General features: G+C 63.1%; 13 protein-coding genes. 6 read left to right on the forward strand and 7 right to left on the reverse strand.

All coding sequences use genetic code 11. The features are described from left to right. Both RX328_RS31875 and RX328_RS31880 read right to left on the reverse strand, forming a co-directional pair. Nucleotides 1-891 carry a LysR family transcriptional regulator gene (locus RX328_RS31875; RefSeq protein WP_213251794.1) on the reverse strand — a complete coding sequence of 297 codons (891 nt, stop codon included), beginning with the start codon at nt 889-891 and terminating at the stop codon, nt 1-3. A 246-nt stretch (nt 892-1,137) separates the two neighbouring features. After that, nucleotides 1,138-1,332 (reverse strand): hypothetical protein, encoded by a 195-nt coding sequence (locus RX328_RS31880; RefSeq protein WP_317258547.1) that lies wholly within the window; start codon nt 1,330-1,332, stop codon nt 1,138-1,140. 379 nt (nt 1,333-1,711) lie between these two features. Between RX328_RS31880 and RX328_RS31885 the strand changes: the two genes are divergently transcribed. Next, nucleotides 1,712-1,933, forward strand: coding sequence for a hypothetical protein (locus RX328_RS31885; protein WP_213251793.1), 222 nt, complete (start codon nt 1,712-1,714; stop codon nt 1,931-1,933). An 18-nt stretch (nt 1,934-1,951) separates the two neighbouring features. On the opposite strand, the gene RX328_RS31890 is transcribed toward RX328_RS31885, so the two are convergent. Further along, entirely contained in the window at nt 1,952-2,161 is a 210-nt protein-coding gene (locus RX328_RS31890) for a hypothetical protein (RefSeq protein WP_213251792.1), read from the reverse strand. Between the two features lie 233 nt (nt 2,162-2,394). Here RX328_RS31890 and RX328_RS31895 point away from each other — a divergent pair, with 233 nt between their 5' ends. The 4 genes from RX328_RS31895 (at nt 2,395) to RX328_RS31910 (ending at nt 10,000) form a co-directional block, all read left to right on the forward strand. Continuing rightward, complete coding sequence (locus RX328_RS31895) at nt 2,395-4,170, forward strand: thiamine pyrophosphate-requiring protein (RefSeq protein WP_213251791.1); 1,776 nt, start codon at nt 2,395-2,397, stop codon at nt 4,168-4,170. Nucleotides 4,171-4,803: 633 nt separating this feature from the next. Further along, nucleotides 4,804-6,465, forward strand: a complete 1,662-nt coding sequence (locus tag RX328_RS31900; RefSeq protein ID WP_213251790.1) for an efflux RND transporter periplasmic adaptor subunit — start codon at nt 4,804-4,806, stop codon at nt 6,463-6,465. A gap of 12 nt (nt 6,466-6,477) precedes the next feature. After that, nucleotides 6,478-9,606 (forward strand): efflux RND transporter permease subunit, encoded by a 3,129-nt coding sequence (locus RX328_RS31905; protein WP_213251789.1) that lies wholly within the window; start codon nt 6,478-6,480, stop codon nt 9,604-9,606. Further along, nucleotides 9,584-10,000, forward strand: a complete 417-nt coding sequence (locus RX328_RS31910) for a hypothetical protein (RefSeq protein ID WP_409410797.1) — start codon at nt 9,584-9,586, stop codon at nt 9,998-10,000. The genes RX328_RS31905 and RX328_RS31910 overlap by 23 nt, the downstream gene beginning before the upstream one ends. 30 nt (nt 10,001-10,030) lie before the next feature. On the opposite strand, the gene RX328_RS31915 is transcribed toward RX328_RS31910, so the two are convergent. The 4 genes from RX328_RS31915 to RX328_RS31930 form a co-directional block, all read right to left on the reverse strand. Beyond that, nucleotides 10,031-12,967 carry a bifunctional [glutamine synthetase] adenylyltransferase/[glutamine synthetase]-adenylyl-L-tyrosine phosphorylase gene (locus RX328_RS31915; protein WP_213251788.1) on the reverse strand — a complete coding sequence of 979 codons (2,937 nt, stop codon included), beginning with the start codon at nt 12,965-12,967 and terminating at the stop codon, nt 10,031-10,033. After that, the gene (locus RX328_RS31920) at nt 12,964-14,430 is read right to left on the reverse strand and encodes a sensor histidine kinase (protein WP_213251787.1); all 1,467 of its coding nucleotides are present in this window, start codon (nt 14,428-14,430) and stop codon (nt 12,964-12,966) included. Before RX328_RS31920 ends, RX328_RS31915 begins: the two co-directional genes overlap by 4 nt. Continuing rightward, complete coding sequence (locus tag RX328_RS31925; RefSeq protein WP_213251836.1) at nt 14,414-15,094, reverse strand: response regulator transcription factor; 681 nt, start codon at nt 15,092-15,094, stop codon at nt 14,414-14,416. The genes RX328_RS31920 and RX328_RS31925 overlap by 17 nt, the downstream gene beginning before the upstream one ends. A gap of 292 nt (nt 15,095-15,386) precedes the next feature. Next, the gene (locus tag RX328_RS31930; protein WP_213251786.1) at nt 15,387-16,982 is read right to left on the reverse strand and encodes a Do family serine endopeptidase; all 1,596 of its coding nucleotides are present in this window, start codon (nt 16,980-16,982) and stop codon (nt 15,387-15,389) included. Between the two features lie 362 nt (nt 16,983-17,344). Between RX328_RS31930 and RX328_RS31935 the strand changes: the two genes are divergently transcribed. Further along, nucleotides 17,345-18,058, forward strand: a complete 714-nt coding sequence (locus tag RX328_RS31935) for a hypothetical protein (RefSeq protein WP_213251785.1) — start codon at nt 17,345-17,347, stop codon at nt 18,056-18,058. Nucleotides 18,059-18,079: the final 21 nt, after the last annotated feature.

Raw genomic sequence — 18,079 nt, forward strand, 5'->3', positions numbered from 1 at the left:
CTATTCCAGCGTCGGCGCTACCTCGCGGGCGACCTGCACCAGCGCCGCGATCAGCGGCGTCATCGGGTCGCGCTGCGGGATCACCATGCCGATGCTGTAGTCGACGACGGGATCGACGATCGGAATGCTGCGGACGGAGTCGGCCAACCCCAGCGTCTCCGCCAGCTTGGCTGGCATCACGCTCGCCCAACGCCCGGTCTTCACGTGCGTGTAGAGCACCAACAGCGAGTTCGAGGTCAGCGTCGGCGTGGCCTCGGCCCCAACGGAGGCCAGCGCGCGATCGATGATGCGGCGGTTCTGCATATCCGGCGTCAACAGGCACAGCGGCACCTGCCCGACCTCCTTCCAGGTGACCTGCTTGCGATCGCCGAACATGGCGTCGGGCGCCGTCAGCAGGCGATAGCTCTCGTTGTAGAGCGGAATGGTGCGAACCTTGCCGATCGGCTCGTTCTCGATATAGGTCAGCCCGGCATCGACCTCGAGATTTTCAAGAAGGCCCAGCACGTCGGCCGAGGTGCAGGACTGGATACGAAAGCGCACGTCGGGATAGCGCGCGCGGTACGGCGTCGTGAGCTGCGCCACCATGCCGAGCACGGTCGGGATCGCGGCGATCCGGATCTCACCGGAGAGCTTGTCCTTGAGGCTGTTGATCTCCTGCCGCATCGCGCGGGCGTCGCCGACGATACGCCGCGCCCAGTCGAGCGTGCGCTCCCCCTCCGGCGTAAAGCCCTGAAAGCGGGAGCCGCGCTGCACCAGCATGACGCCGAGAATTTCCTCGAGTTGCTTAAGGCTGGTCGACATGGTCGGCTGGGTGACGCCGCAGGCTTCCGCCGCCCGCCCAAAATGCCGCTCCTTCGCGAGCGCCAGCAGAAGTTCAAGCTTGTCGATCAAAAGGATGGCCCCCGGAGTTTGGTGCTGAGGGCAGTTCGCCCGGTGGCCAGAAATAGCACGGCCCCCGGGCGGTCAAAACTTCAAAAGCAGCGTCTGGAACGCCGGATCCGCCGGTAATGGGTCAGGCGGCTTCCGGCGGATCGGCTCGTCCCACCAGTCTGCAGCAGCAGACTGGTTGCGAACGCCAGAAGGTTGCGGAGAGCGAAACGAGCCTATCACCGTCTCAATGCGGCATCGTCAGCCGGTTCAGCACCAGCCCTTCTTCCAGTGACCGGGCGGGCAGCCGCGGCCGCGCCAGCCGACTTTCCGGCCGCGGCTCCAACCAAACGGACGATAACCGTGCCCGCGGCCCCAACCATGCCCGCGGCCGTGCCCGCCCTTTACCTCGATCAGATCGCTCTTGACCAAGGAGTCCTGGACCAAGGGATAGCCGCGGGGCATTGCCGTTGCCGGGGACATGAAAGCGATGGGTAGTGTGAGTACGATTCCAAATAGTAGTTTGCGCATGGGCTGTCCCGCTCCAGGGTTGAAGACGCCGTTCTCAAGCAGGAAAAAGCGGCAATAGTTCCACGCGATTGAGGCAGGCTTCCGAAAGCCGCCATTGGCGCACCGCTCCCATCAAAAATCAGGAAGGGCTGTCGATCGCACGGGCGGCGCCATTTCTTCATCCGCAGCTGAAAAAAATGGGAACGATATCCATCGTCCCGCGTTGCAGGAGCGAGCAGGTAGTTCAGGAAGGAGAAATCCACCGGAATTATCAGCTCAAAAGCCCCGTCAGTTATCTAAGATAGCTGGCGGGGTTTTGATTGGGAGGAGGCCCGTGCCCTTTGCGCTGTTCGCTGACGACCGGCAGATCGGCCCTGGCCTGCCGTCCGAGGCAGAGGTCTGGAAGCAGGCCCTCGACGCTTCCCTGATTTCCGATCTTCCCGTTGCCGACGAAGCGACCAAGCCGGTTCTGCCGGCGCGCTATCACGTGAAGGAAATCAGGGAAGAGTGCTGCGCTCCGGATCCAGCCTGGAAGCTCCCGGACGAAATATCGTAGCGCCGCCTCGCCGGCATCTCACGCAGATCCCTGTTGCGCCTGCTTGACGAAGGTTAGACCGCTCACGGTCAGCCGCTCCTCGCTGGTTTCACCTTCGGCCACCAGCCTTTCAAGGTGGGTTTCGAGTTCCGGCAGCTTGCCGTCGAAATCGGCGCCAAGGCCCATCAGCTCACAGGTTTTCTTGATGCGCTCGATGGGTTTGTCGAAGATGTTGATCTCGGTATGCATCCAGCCTCCGAATGACGGTGGTTCCGAGCGATTTCACAATGATCGCTCCTCTGCACTTGGGGGCAATCGGGAACGGTTCAAGCTTTGGGCGAAAATGTCATCGCAACGCCAAACCGAACGAAACCGTGAATTTGGCCAATGAAGGGCTAACAGGAACGTCGCCTCCGAACGACCGTTGAAACGGGAGGGCTCATTGCCCGCCTGCCGTCTGTTTTCGATCCGGAGCGCCCCCCATGAAAGTCGGCGATTTTGTTGTTGAGCGGCTCCACGCTTGGGGTGTCCGCCGAATTTATGGATACCCCGGCGACGGCATCAACGGCGTGACTGGCGCATTGCAGCGCGCAGGCAACATCGAATTCATTCAGGCCCGGCACGAGGAAATGGCGGCCTTCATGGCGGTGGCGCACGCCAAGTTTACCGGCGAACTCGGAGTCTGCTTCTCAACCGGCGGTCCCGGCGCCACCCACATGATCACAGGTCTGTATGACGCCAAGCTCGACCACGTGCCCGTGCTGGCGATCTGCGGCCAGGCCGAAGCGACTGTGCGCGGCGCCAGCTACCAGCAGGAACTCAATCTCGACCGCATGTTCGCCGACGTCGCCGGCTTCGCTCAGGAAGCCTCGGCGCCCGCCCAGGTGCGGCATCTGATTGACCGCAGCATCCGTGTGGCGAAGGCCGGAAATTGTCCGTCAGTCCTGATCTTTCCGAAAGACATCCAGGATCAGGATTATGAAGAGCCTGCGGTTGCACACGGCTTTACACGCTCGGGTGTCGGATATCGCCGGCCGAAGATCATGCCTGACGATGCCGAACTCGCCCAGGCCGCGGAAATCCTCAATGCCGGGACCAAGGTTGCGATATTGATCGGCGCAGGCGCGCGTGGCACGGCCCCTCAATTGATCGAGCTGGCGGACCGTCTCGGCGCAGGCGTTGCAAAGGCGCTGCTCGGCAAGGACGTGCTGCCCGACGATTTGCCCTTCGTCACCGGTGCGATCGGATTGCTCGGCACCGAACCGAGCTGGGACCTCATGCAAGGCTGCGACACGCTGTTGATGATTGGGACCGGTTTTCCCTGGTCGGAATTCCTGCCCAAGGACGGCAGCGCCCGAGCCGTCCAGATCGACATCGAACCCTCGATGCTTTCGTTGCGCTATCCCGCCGAGGTCAACCTGCACGGCGACGCCGCAACCACCTTGAATGCGCTGCTGCCCCTGCTCAAGCGCAAGAAGGATCGGGACTGGTCGAAGAGCATCGAAACCAACATCGCCTCCTGGTGGAAGAAACTCGAGGGCCGCGCCATGGCGGATGCGGAGCCGGTGAATCCGCAGCGCGTGGTCTGGGAGATGTCGCCGCTGTTGCCGGCGAACGCCATCGTCACCAGTGACAGCGGCTCGTGCGCCAACTGGTTTGCGCGCGACTACCGTGTGCAGACCGGTCAACTGGCCTCACTCTCTGGCGGCCTCGCGTCGATGGGTGCGGCGGTGCCTTATGCCATCGGCGCCAAGTTCGCGCATCCCGATCGCCCCGTGATAGCACTCGTCGGTGACGGCGCCATGCAGATGAACAACATGGCGGAATTGATCACCGTTCAGAAATACTGGAAGCAATGGGCGGATCCCCGCTGGATCGTCTGCGTCTTCAACAATCAGGACCTCAATGAAGTGACGTGGGAGCAGCGCGTAATGGAAGGCAACCCCAAATTCGAAGCCTCCCAAGACATTCCCGATTTTCCATATTCGAGGTTCGGAGAGATGCTCGGCTTCAAGGGCATCTTCGTCGATTCCCCGGATCGGCTGAGCTCGGCCTGGCAGGAGGCTCTCACGAGCGATCGGCCGGTGGTGCTCGAAGTCAAGACCGACCCGGAAGTCGCGCCGCTTCCGCCCCACGTAACGCTGCAGCAGGCCCGCGGCTTCATGTCGTCGATGATCAAGGGAGACGAGGCAACCGGGCATATGATCGGCGAAACGGCCAGACAAGTCTTTGATGGCCTCTTTGGCAAAAGAGACTGATAAGCGGGCCGCGGACGGGCATCTGTCACAATAACGCGGCGATAACCATGCCGGCACGGCCGCGTTCCGGTCTTGAATTCCCGGTTCCCTGGCGGTATCTAGTGCGAACTTGTGCTACAATTGGATCGTCATGCTGAAGCAACGGATTATGTGCGCACTGGGAGCCGCGATCGTTCTGATCGTGCTTTCAGTCGCGCCATCTGTTGCCCAAGCCCATGCCGGTCATCAGCACTATGCTGCCGCTCACAACCATGGCGGGCATAGTGATACCGCTTTTGATCAAGCCGCCTTTGATCAATCCGAACGGTCGGCAGCGCGCGCAGTGTTGCAACAGGCTCCGCGGGAGCAAGGCGAGACGCCCGCCTCTTCGGACCGGAATTGCGTCGGCGCCTGCTGCACAGCCGCATGCGCCGCTTGCTGTGTGGCCGGGTTGCCGAATTTCGTGCAACTTGTCCCACTGTCCAGATCGGCAACGCGTGTTGCGTTTGTTCTGTCCCAGATAGGGCCAGATCGCGCACCTGAATCCCTCAGGCGTCCTCCTAAATACTTCATCTGAACGCAAACGATCAGTGAATTTGCGCGGCCCGCGCTACGGCCCGCAACTGACGGCCATTCAGACTGAAGGATTTTGGTATGTTTTCCGATTTCGGGTGCACTCTGCGCGCTCTCGCGGCAGTCGCAGCTCTGTGCGCTGCGATCGCTCCCGCTTCCGCCCATGAAGGTCATGACCACGGCGAACAACCTGCCGTCTCGACAGGTGCGTTGCCACGTGGCGAGGCCGATTCCGACGCATTCGAAATCGTTGCCGTCGCCCGCGGCGACCATCTTGAAATCCATCTCGACCGGTTCGCCACGAACGAGCCGGTGACGGGCGCGGTACTTGAAGTTGAAACGCCGGGCGGCTCAGTAAAGGCTACCGAGAATGCCGACGGTACGTACCGGCTACCGGCACCGTGGCTGGCAAAGAACGGACGCACTGACCTCATCTTCACCATTACAGCGGGAGACGCCACCGACATTTTGCCGATGACGATTCAGACAGCGCGTGAGGCGGCGCAAAGTCCCGCACAAGGGGACGCGGCTCACGGCGAACACATCGGCACAAATTCGGTTCTCCTCGTTCTGGGCGGCCTGCTGGCGGGGGCACTGCTAACGGCCGTTGCGCTTCGCGGGAGACGAGCGGCGGCCATTGTCGCCATACTTGCTGCGTTCGTCGCGGGCGTCCGCGAGACGAAGGCGCATGAAGGCCACGGCCATGAGGAAGACAAGGCGCAAGTCGCGATCAGCGTCGTTTCAGGGGAACGCGCCCAGCGCCTGCCGGATGGGGCGGTGTTCGTGCCCAAGACGGTGCAGCGGATATTTGCGCTGCGGACGCTGGTCGCCGAACAGGCGAAGCACAGGAAGGTCACCGAACTTCCAGGCAGGATCATTCCCGATCCCAATGCCAGCGGGTATGTGCAATCCGCCGTGGGCGGCCGGCTTTCCGCGCCGCCGGAGGGTTTTCCTCGACTGGGCACACGGGTCAAACAAGGCGACATCCTGGGCTATGTCACGCCGCCCATTCAGGCGATCGACATTTCCGACATGCGGCAGCGCCAGGGCGAGCTCGACCAGCAGATCTCGATCGTGGAACGCAGGTTCGCACGTTACGAACAACTCGCACCGTCGGGCGCCATTTCCCGGACCCAACTCGAGGACACGCGGCTGGAGCTGGAAGGGCTTCGCGAGCGGCGCGCATCGATTGACAAATCGCGCCGCGAACCCGAACCGCTGATCGCCCCGGTCGCAGGCGTCATCGCTGAAGGCACTGCCGTGGCCGGCCAAATCGTCCAGCCAAGCTCCGTCGTCTTCAACATCATCGATCCCGCGCGGCTGTGGGTCGAAGCGCTCAGCTTCGAGAGCGTCGAACCATCGCAAGGCGCGCGGGCGTCGACATATACCGGCAGGAATTACGACCTGATCTATCGCGGTACCGGCTTCGCCGATCGCAGCCAGTCGGTGCCGGTACATTTTGCCATAACTGGCGACACGGCGGGGCTCAGGGCCGGCCAGTTCCTGACCGTGCTGGTCGCCACCGACGAAACAAAGGAAGGCCTTGCGGTGCCGCGCAGCAGCGTCGTGCGCGGGTCGAATGGCCAGGATTTCGTATACGAGCACATCGCGCCCGAGCGGTTCGTGCCAAGGAGCGTGCGCACCGAGCCCCTCGACGGCGACCGGGTGCTGATCGTGTCCGGTTTCGCTCCGGGCAAGCGGGTGGTGTCGCAAGGCGCCGACCTGCTCGATCACGTGCGCTGAAGGAACACATCCATGTTCACATTCCTGGTCAGCGTCTCGCTTCGCAACCGCCTCCTCGTTCTTGCGATCGCGGGCGTCCTCGTTGTGCTGGGCGCCTATACCGCGCGCCAGCTGCCGGTCGACGTGTTTCCCGACCTCAATCGCCCGACCGTCACGATTATGACGGAATCGGAAGGCTACGCCCCGCCGGAAGTCGAGCAGCTCGTCAGCTTCCCGATCGAAACCCAAATGAACGGCGTGCCGGGCGTCAGCCGCGTGCGATCGGTCTCTGGCATCGGGCTTTCGATCGTCTACGTGGAGTTCGACTGGGGAACCGATATTTACCGCAACCGTCAACTGGTCGCGGAACGTCTCGCGCGGGTGCAGGACCAACTGCCCTTGAACGTCACCCCGCAGATCGGGCCCATCAGTTCGATAATGGGTCAAATTCTGCTGGTCGCGGTGACGTCGAAGACGGCCTCCCCAATGGAGGTGCGCGAGATCGCCGATTTCACGATCAGGCCGCGACTGCTCTCCATACCCGGCGTCGCGCAGGTGATCCCGATCGGCGGCGAGGTCCGCCAGTACCGGATTGCGCCGCTGCCTTCCGCGCTGCGCGCACTCGGTGTGAGCTATGAGCAGGTCGAGCTGGCGCTGAGGCAATTCGGGACCAATACCGGTGGTGGGTTCACCGATCAGAACGCCCGCGAATATCTGATCCGCAATATCGGGCGCACCACGAGCCTGGAAGACCTGCGCAACATCGTCGTTACCACCACCGAAGGCCGCCCTATCCTGCTGCGGCAGGTGGCAAACGTCGATTTTGCGCCCAAAGTCAAGCGCGGCGATGCGGGCTATATGAGCAGACCCGCCGTGATCGTCTCGGTCGAGAAGCAGCCCAATGTCGATACAGTGCGGCTGACGCAACAGATCACGCAGGCGCTCGCCGAACTGGAGCCCAGCCTGCCGTCCGGCATTAAAGCCAACGAGATTATCTTCAGGCAGGCGGACTTTATTGAAAACTCGATCCAAAACCTCGAACGGGTGTTGCTCGAAGCAGCACTCGTGGTGGCGGCCATCCTGTTCGCGTTCCTCCTCAACTGGCGCACCACGGTAATCTCGCTTACGGCGATCCCAGTCTCGATCCTGACCACGGCCATCATCTTCACGCTGCTCGGTCTGTCTATCAACACCATGACCCTGGGAGGACTTGCTATTGCCATCGGCGAACTGGTCGACGACGCCGTCGTCGATGTCGAGAACATCTTCCGCCGACTGCGCGAGAACAGGGAGCAAGGCAATCCCCGTTCAGTTTTCGACGTGGTTGTTTCGGCATCCAACGAAGTGCGCTCAGGCATCGTCTACGCCACGATGATCATCGTCCTTGTGTTCGTGCCGCTGTTTGCGCTCTCGGGCATCGAGGGACGACTGTTCGCACCGCTGGGCCACGCCTACATCATCTCGATCCTCGCGAGCCTGCTGGTTTCGATCACGCTGACGCCTGTGTTGGCCTATTATCTGCTGCCGGGGATGAAGCGACTTGCGGAGCGGGAGAGCTGGCTCGTTCGCAAGCTCAAGTCGGCCAACCATGCCGCGCTCCGGTTCGCTTTCGCTCACAAAGGATTGCTGCTTGGCGTGACGGCGATCGCCGTGTTGGGCGCAGGCGCTGGCGTATTCGCCTTGAAGCGCGCATTCCTGCCGGCTTTCAACGAGGGTACTTTCACGATCAATATTGCGTTCGCCCCGGGAGTTTCGCTTTCGGAATCCAGCCGGGTGGGATCGATCGCGGAACGACTGCTGCTCGATGTGCCGGAAGTAATCAGTGTTGGGCGGCGGACAGGGCGCGCCGAGCTGGACGAGCACGCAGAAGGCGTCCATTCCTCGGACCTCGAAGTCGATCTCAAGCGCTCGCAGCGGCCAAAGCCCGAGATTATCGCGGACATCCGCTCCCGGCTTTCGGTGCTGCCGCTTTCGATCAATGTCGGTCAGCCGATCTCGCACCGACTCGATCACCTGCTCTCGGGCATTCGTGCCGAACTCGCCCTCAAACTATTCGGCGACGACCTCGACACGCTGCGAAACAGCGCGGAAGAACTCCGTGGGCGGCTCGCCAAGATCGATGGGATCCAGGACCTCCAGGTCGAAAAGCAGGTGCGTATTCCGCAGCTCGAAGTCCGCGTCGATTATACGCGGGCTGCCTTGTACGGCGTGCAGCCCGGCGCCGTCACGGAACAATTATCGCGGCTGTCGAGCGGACGCGTCATCTCGCGCGTGGTCGATGGTTACAAGCGCTACGACGTGGTCATGAGATTGCCCGAGCGCCTGCGCACGACCGAAAAGCTCGGCGAGCTTCTGATCAAGACCCCCTCCGGCTGGATACCGGCGCGTCAGATCGCGGATGTGAAGGAAACGGACGGGCCGAACCAAATCCTGAGGGAGAACGGCCGCAGACGCATCGTCGTGCTTGCGAACTCCGACGGTAAAACCGACATGGCCGAGATCGTGCGCCGCATTCGCGCTGAATTGCAGGCGACGCGGCTGCCGCAGGGCGTCACCGCGAGCCTTGAAGGCACATTCCAGGCGCAGGAGGAAGCCAGCCGCAGAATCGCTATTCTTTCAGCTCTTTCTCTCGCGCTGATCTTTGCGATTCTCTACAGCCGCTACCGCTCCACCGTGCTGGCCTTGATCGTCATGGGCGGGGCGCCGCTCGCTCTGATCGGTTCGGTCGCTGCGCTGGCGCTGACGGACCAGCCGCTATCGGTCGCCAGCATGATCGGATTCATCACACTGACGGGGATCGCGACACGCAACGGCATTCTCAAGATAAGCCACTACATCAATCTGGCTTTGCACGAACGGGTGCCGTTCGGGCCGGAGCTTGTGATCCGCGGAAGCCTTGAGCGCATGACGCCCGTGCTGATGACCGCGCTTTCCGCGGGGCTTGCGCTGCTCCCGCTGCTTGTCGCGGCGGACGAACCGGGAAAGGAAATCCTGCATCCTGTCGCGGTGACGATCTTCGGCGGACTGATCAGCGCGACTTTGCTCGATGCGCTGATCACGCCCGTGCTGTTTCTCATGTTCGGCAGGAAGCCGCTGATGCGGCTGATGCAACGGCAGTCCGACGAGTCGCTCGGGAAACATGCTGCTTCACATTCGTATTGATCGCTCACGCCTTGAAAGGAGACCGCGCATGAAGTTCAGATACCTCATTCTGGGCGCCGCCCTGCTGGCCGGGTTGCCGGCGTACGCACACGAGCCGAAAGGTTCACATGGAGGGCGCGTCGGCGATGCCGGCGCCTACCATGCGGAACTCGTTGTGAGAGACAAGACGGTTGAGATCTTCCTCACAGGCGAAGACGACAAACCGGTCGATCCGAAGGGATTCAAGGGCGTTGCCATTTTCAATCTGGAAGGAAAGGCAGAGCGCATAACGCTCGCTCCTTCGGAGAAGAACGTGTTGAGCGGGACCGCGGCTACGGCCCTGCCTGCTCATCCGAAGGGAGCGATTCAGTTCACCGCTCCCGACGGCAAAACTGCAACCGCGCGGTTTGACTGATGCACCCGACACACCATCGGCGGCCAATGCCTAGTCCCGCCCCACCAGTGCCAGGAAAACCCGCCTCACCTCGCCTTGCGTCTCGCGCAGGCGCGCTTCCAGCGTCGAGAAATCCGGCGTGTCGCCGGCGCGCGCCATCACGCGCAAGAGATTCTCTCCCGACGTCTCCGGCTTGAATTTGCCGGTGACGCAAAGCCTGAGGATTTGCGTCAGGTCGTGATAAAGCCGTGCCGCCGAACGCAAAATCTCGGCGTCGGATGGCGGCAGCACGCCGAGGCGTGCCGCGTTGTCGAGCACCTGCAGCGTGGAGACGCTGAGGATCTCGGGTTTCTCCGAGGCGTGAACGAGCTGCAAATACTGCGCGATGAAATCGATGTCGACCAGGCCGCCGGCGGCGAGCTTGAGGTCCCAGATCTCGTCCTCGCCCTTCTCCAGCGCAATCGCCCGGCGCATGTCGGCGACATCGCCGGCGGTAGAGGCCGCATCGCGCGGCCGCGTCAGCACGCTGCGAATCGCGTCCTCGATCGCTTTCCGAAACGCCGGTGAAGCCGAGATCACCCGCGCCCGCGTCAGCGCCATGTGCTCCCAGGTCCAGGCTTCGCGTTCCTGATAATCGGAAAAGGAATCGATCCGCGACGCCAGCGGCCCGGCGCGGCCCGACGGCCGCAGTCGCATATCGACGTCGTAGAGTACGCCGTAATTGGTCCGCGTCGTAAATGCCGAGATCAGCCGCTGGGTCAGCCGCGTAAAATATTGTGCGCCGTGCAGCGATCGTTCGCCGTCGGAATCGGGATTGTCCGCGTCGAAATTATACAGCAGGATCAGGTCGAGATCGGAAGATGCCGTCATCTCGCGGCTGCCGAGCCGGCCCATCGCGAGGATCGCGGTCTCCTGTCCCTTGATGCGGCCGTACTGGGTCGCGAACTGCTCCCTAACCAGACCGTGCACGGTGTGCACGATGCCCTCGGCGACGTCGGCGAAGGCGACGCCAGCATGCTGGGCGGAAACCGTGCCGGACAGGATCCGCGTGCCGATCAAGAACAGGCTCTCCTGCCCGAACAGCCGCAGGCGATCGAGGAAGTCTTCGTAAGAGTCTGCGTCCTTCAGCGTCGCCGCCAGCCGCGCCGACAATTCCTTCCGGTCCGGCATCGCGCCGAAGAAACGGGGATCGATCAAGCCGTCCATGATCTGCGGCTGGCGCGCCAGCATGTCGCCGAGCCGCGGCGCGGCGCCGAGGATCAAGGCCACAAGGGCGACCAGATCGCGGTTCTGGCTCAACAGTGAAATCAGCCGGCCGCCGCGCTGCAATGCGCCGAGAAAGCGATCGAACGTGGTCACGGCGTCGTCGGGATCTTCGGCATGCGCGAGACCGTGGATCAGGCCGGGCACGAATTCGATGAAGGCAGCCTTGGTCGCCTCGTTGCGGAGCGCGCGATAGTTGCCCTGCATCCAGTGCTGCAGGGTGCCAGCCACCGCGACCGGCTTCTTGAAGCCAAGCATCGTCAGGTGATCGAGCAGACGCGCATCCTCAGGCCCGCCGGCATAATTGAGCTGCGGCAGCTTCACCGTGCCGGTCGGATCGCCCTCGAACAGCTTGCCGTAATGCCCCTGCACGACGTTGAGATGGCCGAGCAAGTCCTTCGCAAAGGCGGCCCGGCTCTGATAGCCAAAGAAGTTTGCAAAGCGCTCTACGGCCTCGGCATCTTCGGGCAGTGCATGGGTCTGCTCGTCCGAGATCATTTGCAGCCGGTGCTCGACGCGGCGCAGGAACTCATAGGCCGCGGTCAATTCGTCGAAGGCCTGAAAGCTGATCCAGTTGCTGGTCGCCAGCACCTGCAACGCATGCAGCGTGGGGCGCACCCGCAGCTCCGGATGGCGGCCGCCGGCAATGAGCTGTTGCGTCTGCGCGAAAAACTCGATCTCGCGGATGCCGCCGCGGCCGACCTTGACGTTATGACCTTCGACCGCGATCTCGCTCTGGCCGCGATAGGTCTGCATCTGCCGCTTCATGTCGTGGACGTCGGCGAGCGCGGCAAAATCCAGATGCTTGCGCCAGACGAACGGCGACAGTTCCGCGATCAGCGCCTCGCCCGCTTTGGCGTCGCCGGCGCAAACGCGCGCCTTGATCATCGCGGCGCGTTCCCAGGTCCGCCCTTCCCGCTCGTAATAGTGCAGCGCCGCTTCCGTCGAGATCGCCACCTGCGTTGAGGCCGGATCGGGCCGCAGGCGCAGATCGACGCGGAACACGTAGCCCTCGCCGGAGCGTTGCTGCAGCAGGCGGGCGAGCGTTTGCGTCACCCGCACGAAGAACGGCGCCGGCTCGATGTCTGCTACCAGCGAGGTGCGGGCGGGATCGAAAAACACGATCAGGTCGATGTCGCTGGAGTAGTTCAATTCGCCGGCGCCCATCTTGCCCATCGCGAGCACGATGAGGCCAGAGCCCTCCTCCGGCCGGTCGTGATTGGCAGCGGTCATGCGACCGCGCGCGACTTCCTGGCGCAGCAGGAAGCGCAGCGCCGTCTGCACCGAGACGGTCGCCAGATCAGTCAGCTCCGCCGTCACCCGCATCACCGGCCAGACGCCGCCGATATCGCATAGTGCGATCAATAGTGCGGCCTCCGATTTCAAGCGGCGAAGCAGATGCATCACCTCGGCTTCGCTGGCGGCAGCGAGCACGTCGCGCGATGTCTTCTCGATCAGTGCGGCGAGATGCTGTTCCGGATCGCATGCCAACAGGCGGATCAGCCGCGCGGCGTCGGCGCGGATCAGGTCGAACAGGTATGGCGAGAACTCGACGATGCCGAGCAGGATAGCCCTGGCAAGCGGACGATCCAGCCACAGGCCGATCTCGGCCGCCTGCGCCGGCTCCAGTTCGGCGAGCCAGTCTCTGAGGCGTTGTTCGGCGTTGCTATTGGCTGCGATATGCGGCCCGCTGACGAACCGCGCAGCCAAGGCGGAGGAATTCATGCCACCTTCTGTGGCACATCCTGCGTTTGAGCCGCAAGCCTGTCGCCCGCGGCAGATAGCGCCGGGACGACCAGCGTTGCGGTCAGGCCGGGACGGGAATCGGCGAGCCTGAGTTCGCCGCCATGCAAGGTCGCCACCGCGGACGCCAGGCTGAGCCCGAGGCCGGAACCCGGCAGCGTGCGGCTCGCCTCAAGCCGCACGAATCGCTCGACCGCGTGCTTGCGATCGCCTTCGGGAATGCCGGGTCCATGATCGGTGACGCTGAGCAGCACGTGGTCGCCTTCGCGCCGCGCCTCGATCAGGATCTCCCGAGTGCGCGCCGCGGCGGCAGGATCCAGCGGCTGCACCACTGGCGAGGGCTTGCCGTACTTGATGGCGTTCTCGACCAGATTGGCAAGTGCCTGGCTGATCAGTTCGCGGTTGCCATGCAGCCGCGCCGTCGCGGTCTTGACGCGGAGCGTCATGCCGTCGTCTTCCGCCAGCGGCTCATACAATTCGTGGATACCCTTGGCGACGTCGGCCGCGTCGAAATCATCCATGTTGCCGCGCGCCTGCCCGGACTCGGCGCGCGCGATCATCAACAGCGCGTTGAAGGTGCGGATCAGGCTGTCGGATTCCTCGATGATCCGCTCCAGCGCCGCGCGGTATTCGGCCTCGCTGCCCGAACTCGCCAGCGCCTCCTCGGCGCGGTTGCGCAAGCGCGTCAACGGTGTCTTGAGGTCATGGGCGATGTTGTCGGAGACTTCCTTCAGCCCCGTCATCAGAGCCTCGATGCGCTCCAGCATGGCATTGAGGTTTTCCGCGAGACGATCAAGTTCGTCGCCGGAGCGTCCGACTGGCAGTCGCCCGGAAAGGTCGCCCGCCATGATACGCCTTGTGGTGCCGGTCATGGCATCGATCCGTTGCAGCACCCGCCGCGCCACGAAGATGCCGCCGCCAATGCCGAGTACGATCACGACCAGCAGCGACCATTGCGCGGCGTTGGCGACGATGCCGAACAATCGGCGCCGCTCCTCCAGGTCGCGGCCGACCAAGAGACGAAAACCGTTGGTGAGTTCGGTGACACGCACCAGCGCGCGGTGATCCGCGGTGTCCTGCTCGTCGAGCCGGCGATAGCCGGTCTCCGACCAGCCGGTCGAGGCCATCACGCCCGGCGCCAGCGCGCCGACATTGCCGCCGATCGCCTTCCCCTCCGGCGTGGTGACGAGATAGAGGTTGGCGCCCGGCCGCAGGGCCCGGTTACCGAGCGTGAAGACGAGGCCGCGCAGGCCGCGGCGCGTGTAAATGTCGGTGATCTCCGCAGTCTCGGCATTTACCGTGGCGGTGATCTGCTCGTTGATCAGCCGCCGCGTATTCCAGGCAAAATAGCCGAGCAGCGATGCCGCAAACAGCGCGAACAAAAACAGATAGACCAGCGTCAGCCGAAACGCCGTGGTCCGGACCAGTTTACCGAATGCCGTCACGGATCATGTATCCGGCGCCGCGGATCGTGTGCAGCAAGGGCCGATCAAAACCCTTGTCGATCTTGGAGCGCAGCCGCGAAATGTGCACGTCGATGACATTGGTCTGCGGATCAAAATGATAATCCCAGACGTTTTCGAGAAGCATGGTGCGGGTCACCACCTGGCCGGCATGCTTCATCAGATATTCGAGCAGGCGAAACTCGCGCGGCTGCAGCGTCAACTCGTCCTTGCCGCGGGCAACACGATGAGAAAGACGGTCGAGCTCGAGATCGCCGACGCGGTAGGTGGTCTCTTCGGCCGGACCGACATTGCGGCGCGACAGCACTTCGACGCGCGCCTGCAATTCGGCGAATGAATAGGGTTTTGGCAGATAGTCGTCGCCGCCGGCGCGCAGCCCCTTGATGCGATCGTCGACCTGGCCGAGCGCAGAAAGAATTAGAACTGGCGTGCGATCGCCCTTCTCGCGCAACGCGCCGATCACGGACAGGCCGTCGCGCTTGGGCAGCATGCGGTCGACCACCAGCACGTCATAGTCGCCGCTCTCGGCCATCGATAGCCCCTCCTCGCCATCGCTGGCGAGATCGGCGACATAGCCGACTTCACGGAACGCCTTGACCAGATAGTCGGCGGACTCGCGGTCGTCTTCGATGATCAACAGGCGCATCTGGTTGACGGGCGTAGGGATTGCTGCGGGGGCGCTCACAGGATTTGGTTCCTCTTCACCATGGCGCGGCCGCCCTGCACATGCAAGGCGACCGCGCAGTATCGCGATCAAGTGAAAAGAGCGGGCGATGAGGCTGGGGGACCTCACCGCCCTTAGGCCCTTCCGACGGAGGGGGGCGTATTCCGAAGGAAGGTTGCCAGAGGGAGCGAGTTTTGGACCCGCTCCCCGGAAGGAGACGTCGGCGGGGGCGACGAATGCCGGCGTAACCCTCCATCTGGTATCTAGTCCTCGTTTAGCCCTTCGCCAGCGGCACCGCGACGAAGCGCGACGAACCGCCGCTCTTCACGCGCATCAGAACGCTGTTCTTGTTCTCGGTCCGCGCAGCGTCGATTACCTCACGGACTTCGCTTGGGGTGCCGACGGGCTTGCCGGCGACCTCAAGAATGACGTCGCCTTCCTTGAAGCCGCGTTCGGCCGCCGCGCTCTTCGGGTCCACCTCGGTGACGACGACGCCTTCCCTGCCGGCGCCGGCCACGGTGTTGGCGGGGGCGACCGTCAGGCCGAGCTTCGGCACGTCGGTTCCCTTGGTCGCGCCGCCCTTGTCTTCGCGATCGGTGTTGGCCTTAGCCTCGACCGTGTTCGGCAACTGGCCGAGGGTGAGGTTGACGACCTTGTCCTGGCCCTTTTGCAGCACGTTGAGCTTGACCGCGGTGCCGGGTGCGAGACCGCCGATGGTGCGGGCGAGTTCCCTGGCATCCTTGACGGGCTCGCCATTGACGGCGGTGATGACGTCACCGGACTGGATGCCGGCCTTGGCCGCTGGACCATTGGCCTGCGGCTCCGCCACCAACGCGCCTTCCGCCTTCTTCATGCCGAGACTATCGGCGATGTCGGAAGTCACCGGCTGGATCTGGACGCCGATCCACCCGCGGCTGACCGAACCCTTGTCCTTGAGCTGGGCGATCACGTTATTGACCGTCGAGGCAGGAATCGAGAAGGCGATGCCGACGCTGCCGCCGGACGGCGAATAGATCGCGGTGTTGACGCCCATCACCTCGCCATTGGTGTCGAACGCCGGACCGCCGGAGTTACCCTTGTTCACGGGCGCGTCGATCTGGATGAAGTCGTCATAGGGCCCGTTGCCGATGTCGCGGCCGGAGGCCGAGACGATGCCGGCGGTTACGGTGCCGCCGAGGCCGAACGGGTTGCCGACCGCGAGCACCCAGTCGCCGATCCGAGGTTTGCTATCGGACAGCTTGGCGAACGGGAAATCCTTGCGGCCCTCAACCTTGATCAGCGCCAGATCCGTGCGCTGATCGGTGCCGATCACCTTCGCGGTGTAGGTCTTGCCGTCGTCCATGGTGACTTCGACCTTGTCGGCGCCGTCGACCACGTGGTTGTTGGTCACCGCATAGCCGTCAGGCGAGATGAAGAAGCCGGAACCCTGGCCCGTGACCGGGCCACGGCCGCCACGCGGTCCGCCGCGCAGGCCGGGCGGCAAGCCATCCGGACCGCCGAAGCGGCGGAAGAAGCGCTCCATCGGCGAGCCCGGCGGGAACGGCGAGTCATCGTCCTTGTTGGCGCTGTCGTCCTTGGAACTCTTGTCGGCGATGTTGATCTTCACCGAGATCACCGACGGCTTCACGCGCTCGACAATGTCGGCAAAACCGATCGGACGCTCGACCTTGCGGACCTCGTTGTTGACCTGCGCGTGCGCCGCGCTGGTGAAGACATCGGCCGGGCCCTGCTGCGGCGAGAAGCCATACACGGCGGCGCCGAGGCCGGCGACCACGGAAGCCATCAGCGCGAACTTGCGCGCGGAGAACAGCGAGCGGCGAGCTGCGCCGTACGACGGTAGCGAAGAAAGATCGACGGGACGTTCTGTCATGTTTCTAAAATCTCCGGAGCGTGAATTTCGACGGTGCGGGGCTGGGCACCTGACAGGACGGAAGATGGGGCTTGCCGCCTTACCGCGCGCTGGCTGGGGAATTAAACTTTTGTAATGCGGCGGCTTATGGATGCGGCAGAATAGCGCAAGCAATCAATGGGTTAGCGCTGGCCGAAAAACAACTTTCAGAGGACAGGGCGCTCGCGCCGGGCCAGGCAAGCAGCCAGCCGTCGCAGCTCTGGTAAAACTTACGTTAAGTCAATTAGTGTCACAACCTCTGCACGAATAAGGAGAGCGTGATTGCGGCCGCCGAAGGCGAACTTCAATCACCGCCGTCAACGACAAGGATCAGGAAGAAAACCATGGTCAGCGCCGTTTCCAGCCAAGCCGCCACATTAAATCCCCTCGCCTATACTGCTCTCGACGGGGACGACAACGCCAGACAGCCCGCATCGAACGCGACGCCGACCGACAGCGACCGCGGCCCGGCCACGCAGGTGTCGCTGTCGCGGGACGCGCTGGATCGCGTGAAGGCAGCATTCAAGCAAAGCCCAGACGCCGCACAGCAAGCCGTGAACGCCTTGTCGCAAGCAGGCGAGGATCGTTTCCAGGCACACATGCAGGCCATGGATCGCCGGGTAGAATTGATGAAGATCAACGCACAGCTCAGGATGCTCGACTGGCGGGAAGAGACCAACAACTCTTTGGCATCCACGATCAAGTCTATGCGAGAGTCCGCTATCAAATGGCAAAATACGACACCGGTGCCGGCAGTACAGCTCTCGCATGCCGAGATCAGCGCGATTCTGAAGAAGGTCGCGCCGCGCGGCATCGATCCATCCAAGATCGGCGGTGCCGACACCTACTCTTTCGGTGACGATGGAAAAATTTACACCTTCCTGAAGGATGGAACGGCTTGGGTGAATGAGGGCGGAGTGCCCACCTCCGAGGAGCAGAAGCAACGAGGTTACCAGGCTTTCAACGAAACGATGCTGTATTTGTCCACCAGGATTGAAAATCCCGGCGTCTCGCGTGCCGACCTGATCGCGAAGCGCAACGCGCTGATGGTTCAATAGCGGCGGCAGCTCTCAAAGGAA

The sequence above is a fragment of the Bradyrhizobium sp. sBnM-33 genome, from assembly GCF_032917945.1.
Lineage (GTDB): Bacteria > Pseudomonadota > Alphaproteobacteria > Rhizobiales > Xanthobacteraceae > Bradyrhizobium.

Excerpts from the sequence above, each read along its gene's own strand:
- RX328_RS31880 (WP_317258547.1), bottom strand. The coding sequence starts at position 1,332 with ATGCCCCGCGGCTATCCCTTGGTCCAGGACTCCTTGGTCAAGAGCGAT.
- RX328_RS31890 (WP_213251792.1), bottom strand. The coding sequence starts at position 2,161 with ATGCATACCGAGATCAACATCTTCGACAAACCCATCGAGCGCATCAAG.
- RX328_RS31895 (WP_213251791.1), top strand. The coding sequence starts at position 2,395 with ATGAAAGTCGGCGATTTTGTTGTTGAGCGGCTCCACGCTTGGGGTGTC.
- RX328_RS31900 (WP_213251790.1), top strand. The coding sequence starts at position 4,804 with ATGTTTTCCGATTTCGGGTGCACTCTGCGCGCTCTCGCGGCAGTCGCA.
- RX328_RS31905 (WP_213251789.1), top strand. The coding sequence starts at position 6,478 with ATGTTCACATTCCTGGTCAGCGTCTCGCTTCGCAACCGCCTCCTCGTT.
- RX328_RS31910 (WP_409410797.1), top strand. The coding sequence starts at position 9,584 with ATGCTGCTTCACATTCGTATTGATCGCTCACGCCTTGAAAGGAGACCG.
- RX328_RS31915 (WP_213251788.1), bottom strand. The coding sequence starts at position 12,967 with ATGAATTCCTCCGCCTTGGCTGCGCGGTTCGTCAGCGGGCCGCATATC.
- RX328_RS31925 (WP_213251836.1), bottom strand. The coding sequence starts at position 15,094 with ATGCGCCTGTTGATCATCGAAGACGACCGCGAGTCCGCCGACTATCTG.
- RX328_RS31930 (WP_213251786.1), bottom strand. The coding sequence starts at position 16,982 with ATGACAGAACGTCCCGTCGATCTTTCTTCGCTACCGTCGTACGGCGCA.
- RX328_RS31935 (WP_213251785.1), top strand. The coding sequence starts at position 17,345 with ATGGTCAGCGCCGTTTCCAGCCAAGCCGCCACATTAAATCCCCTCGCC.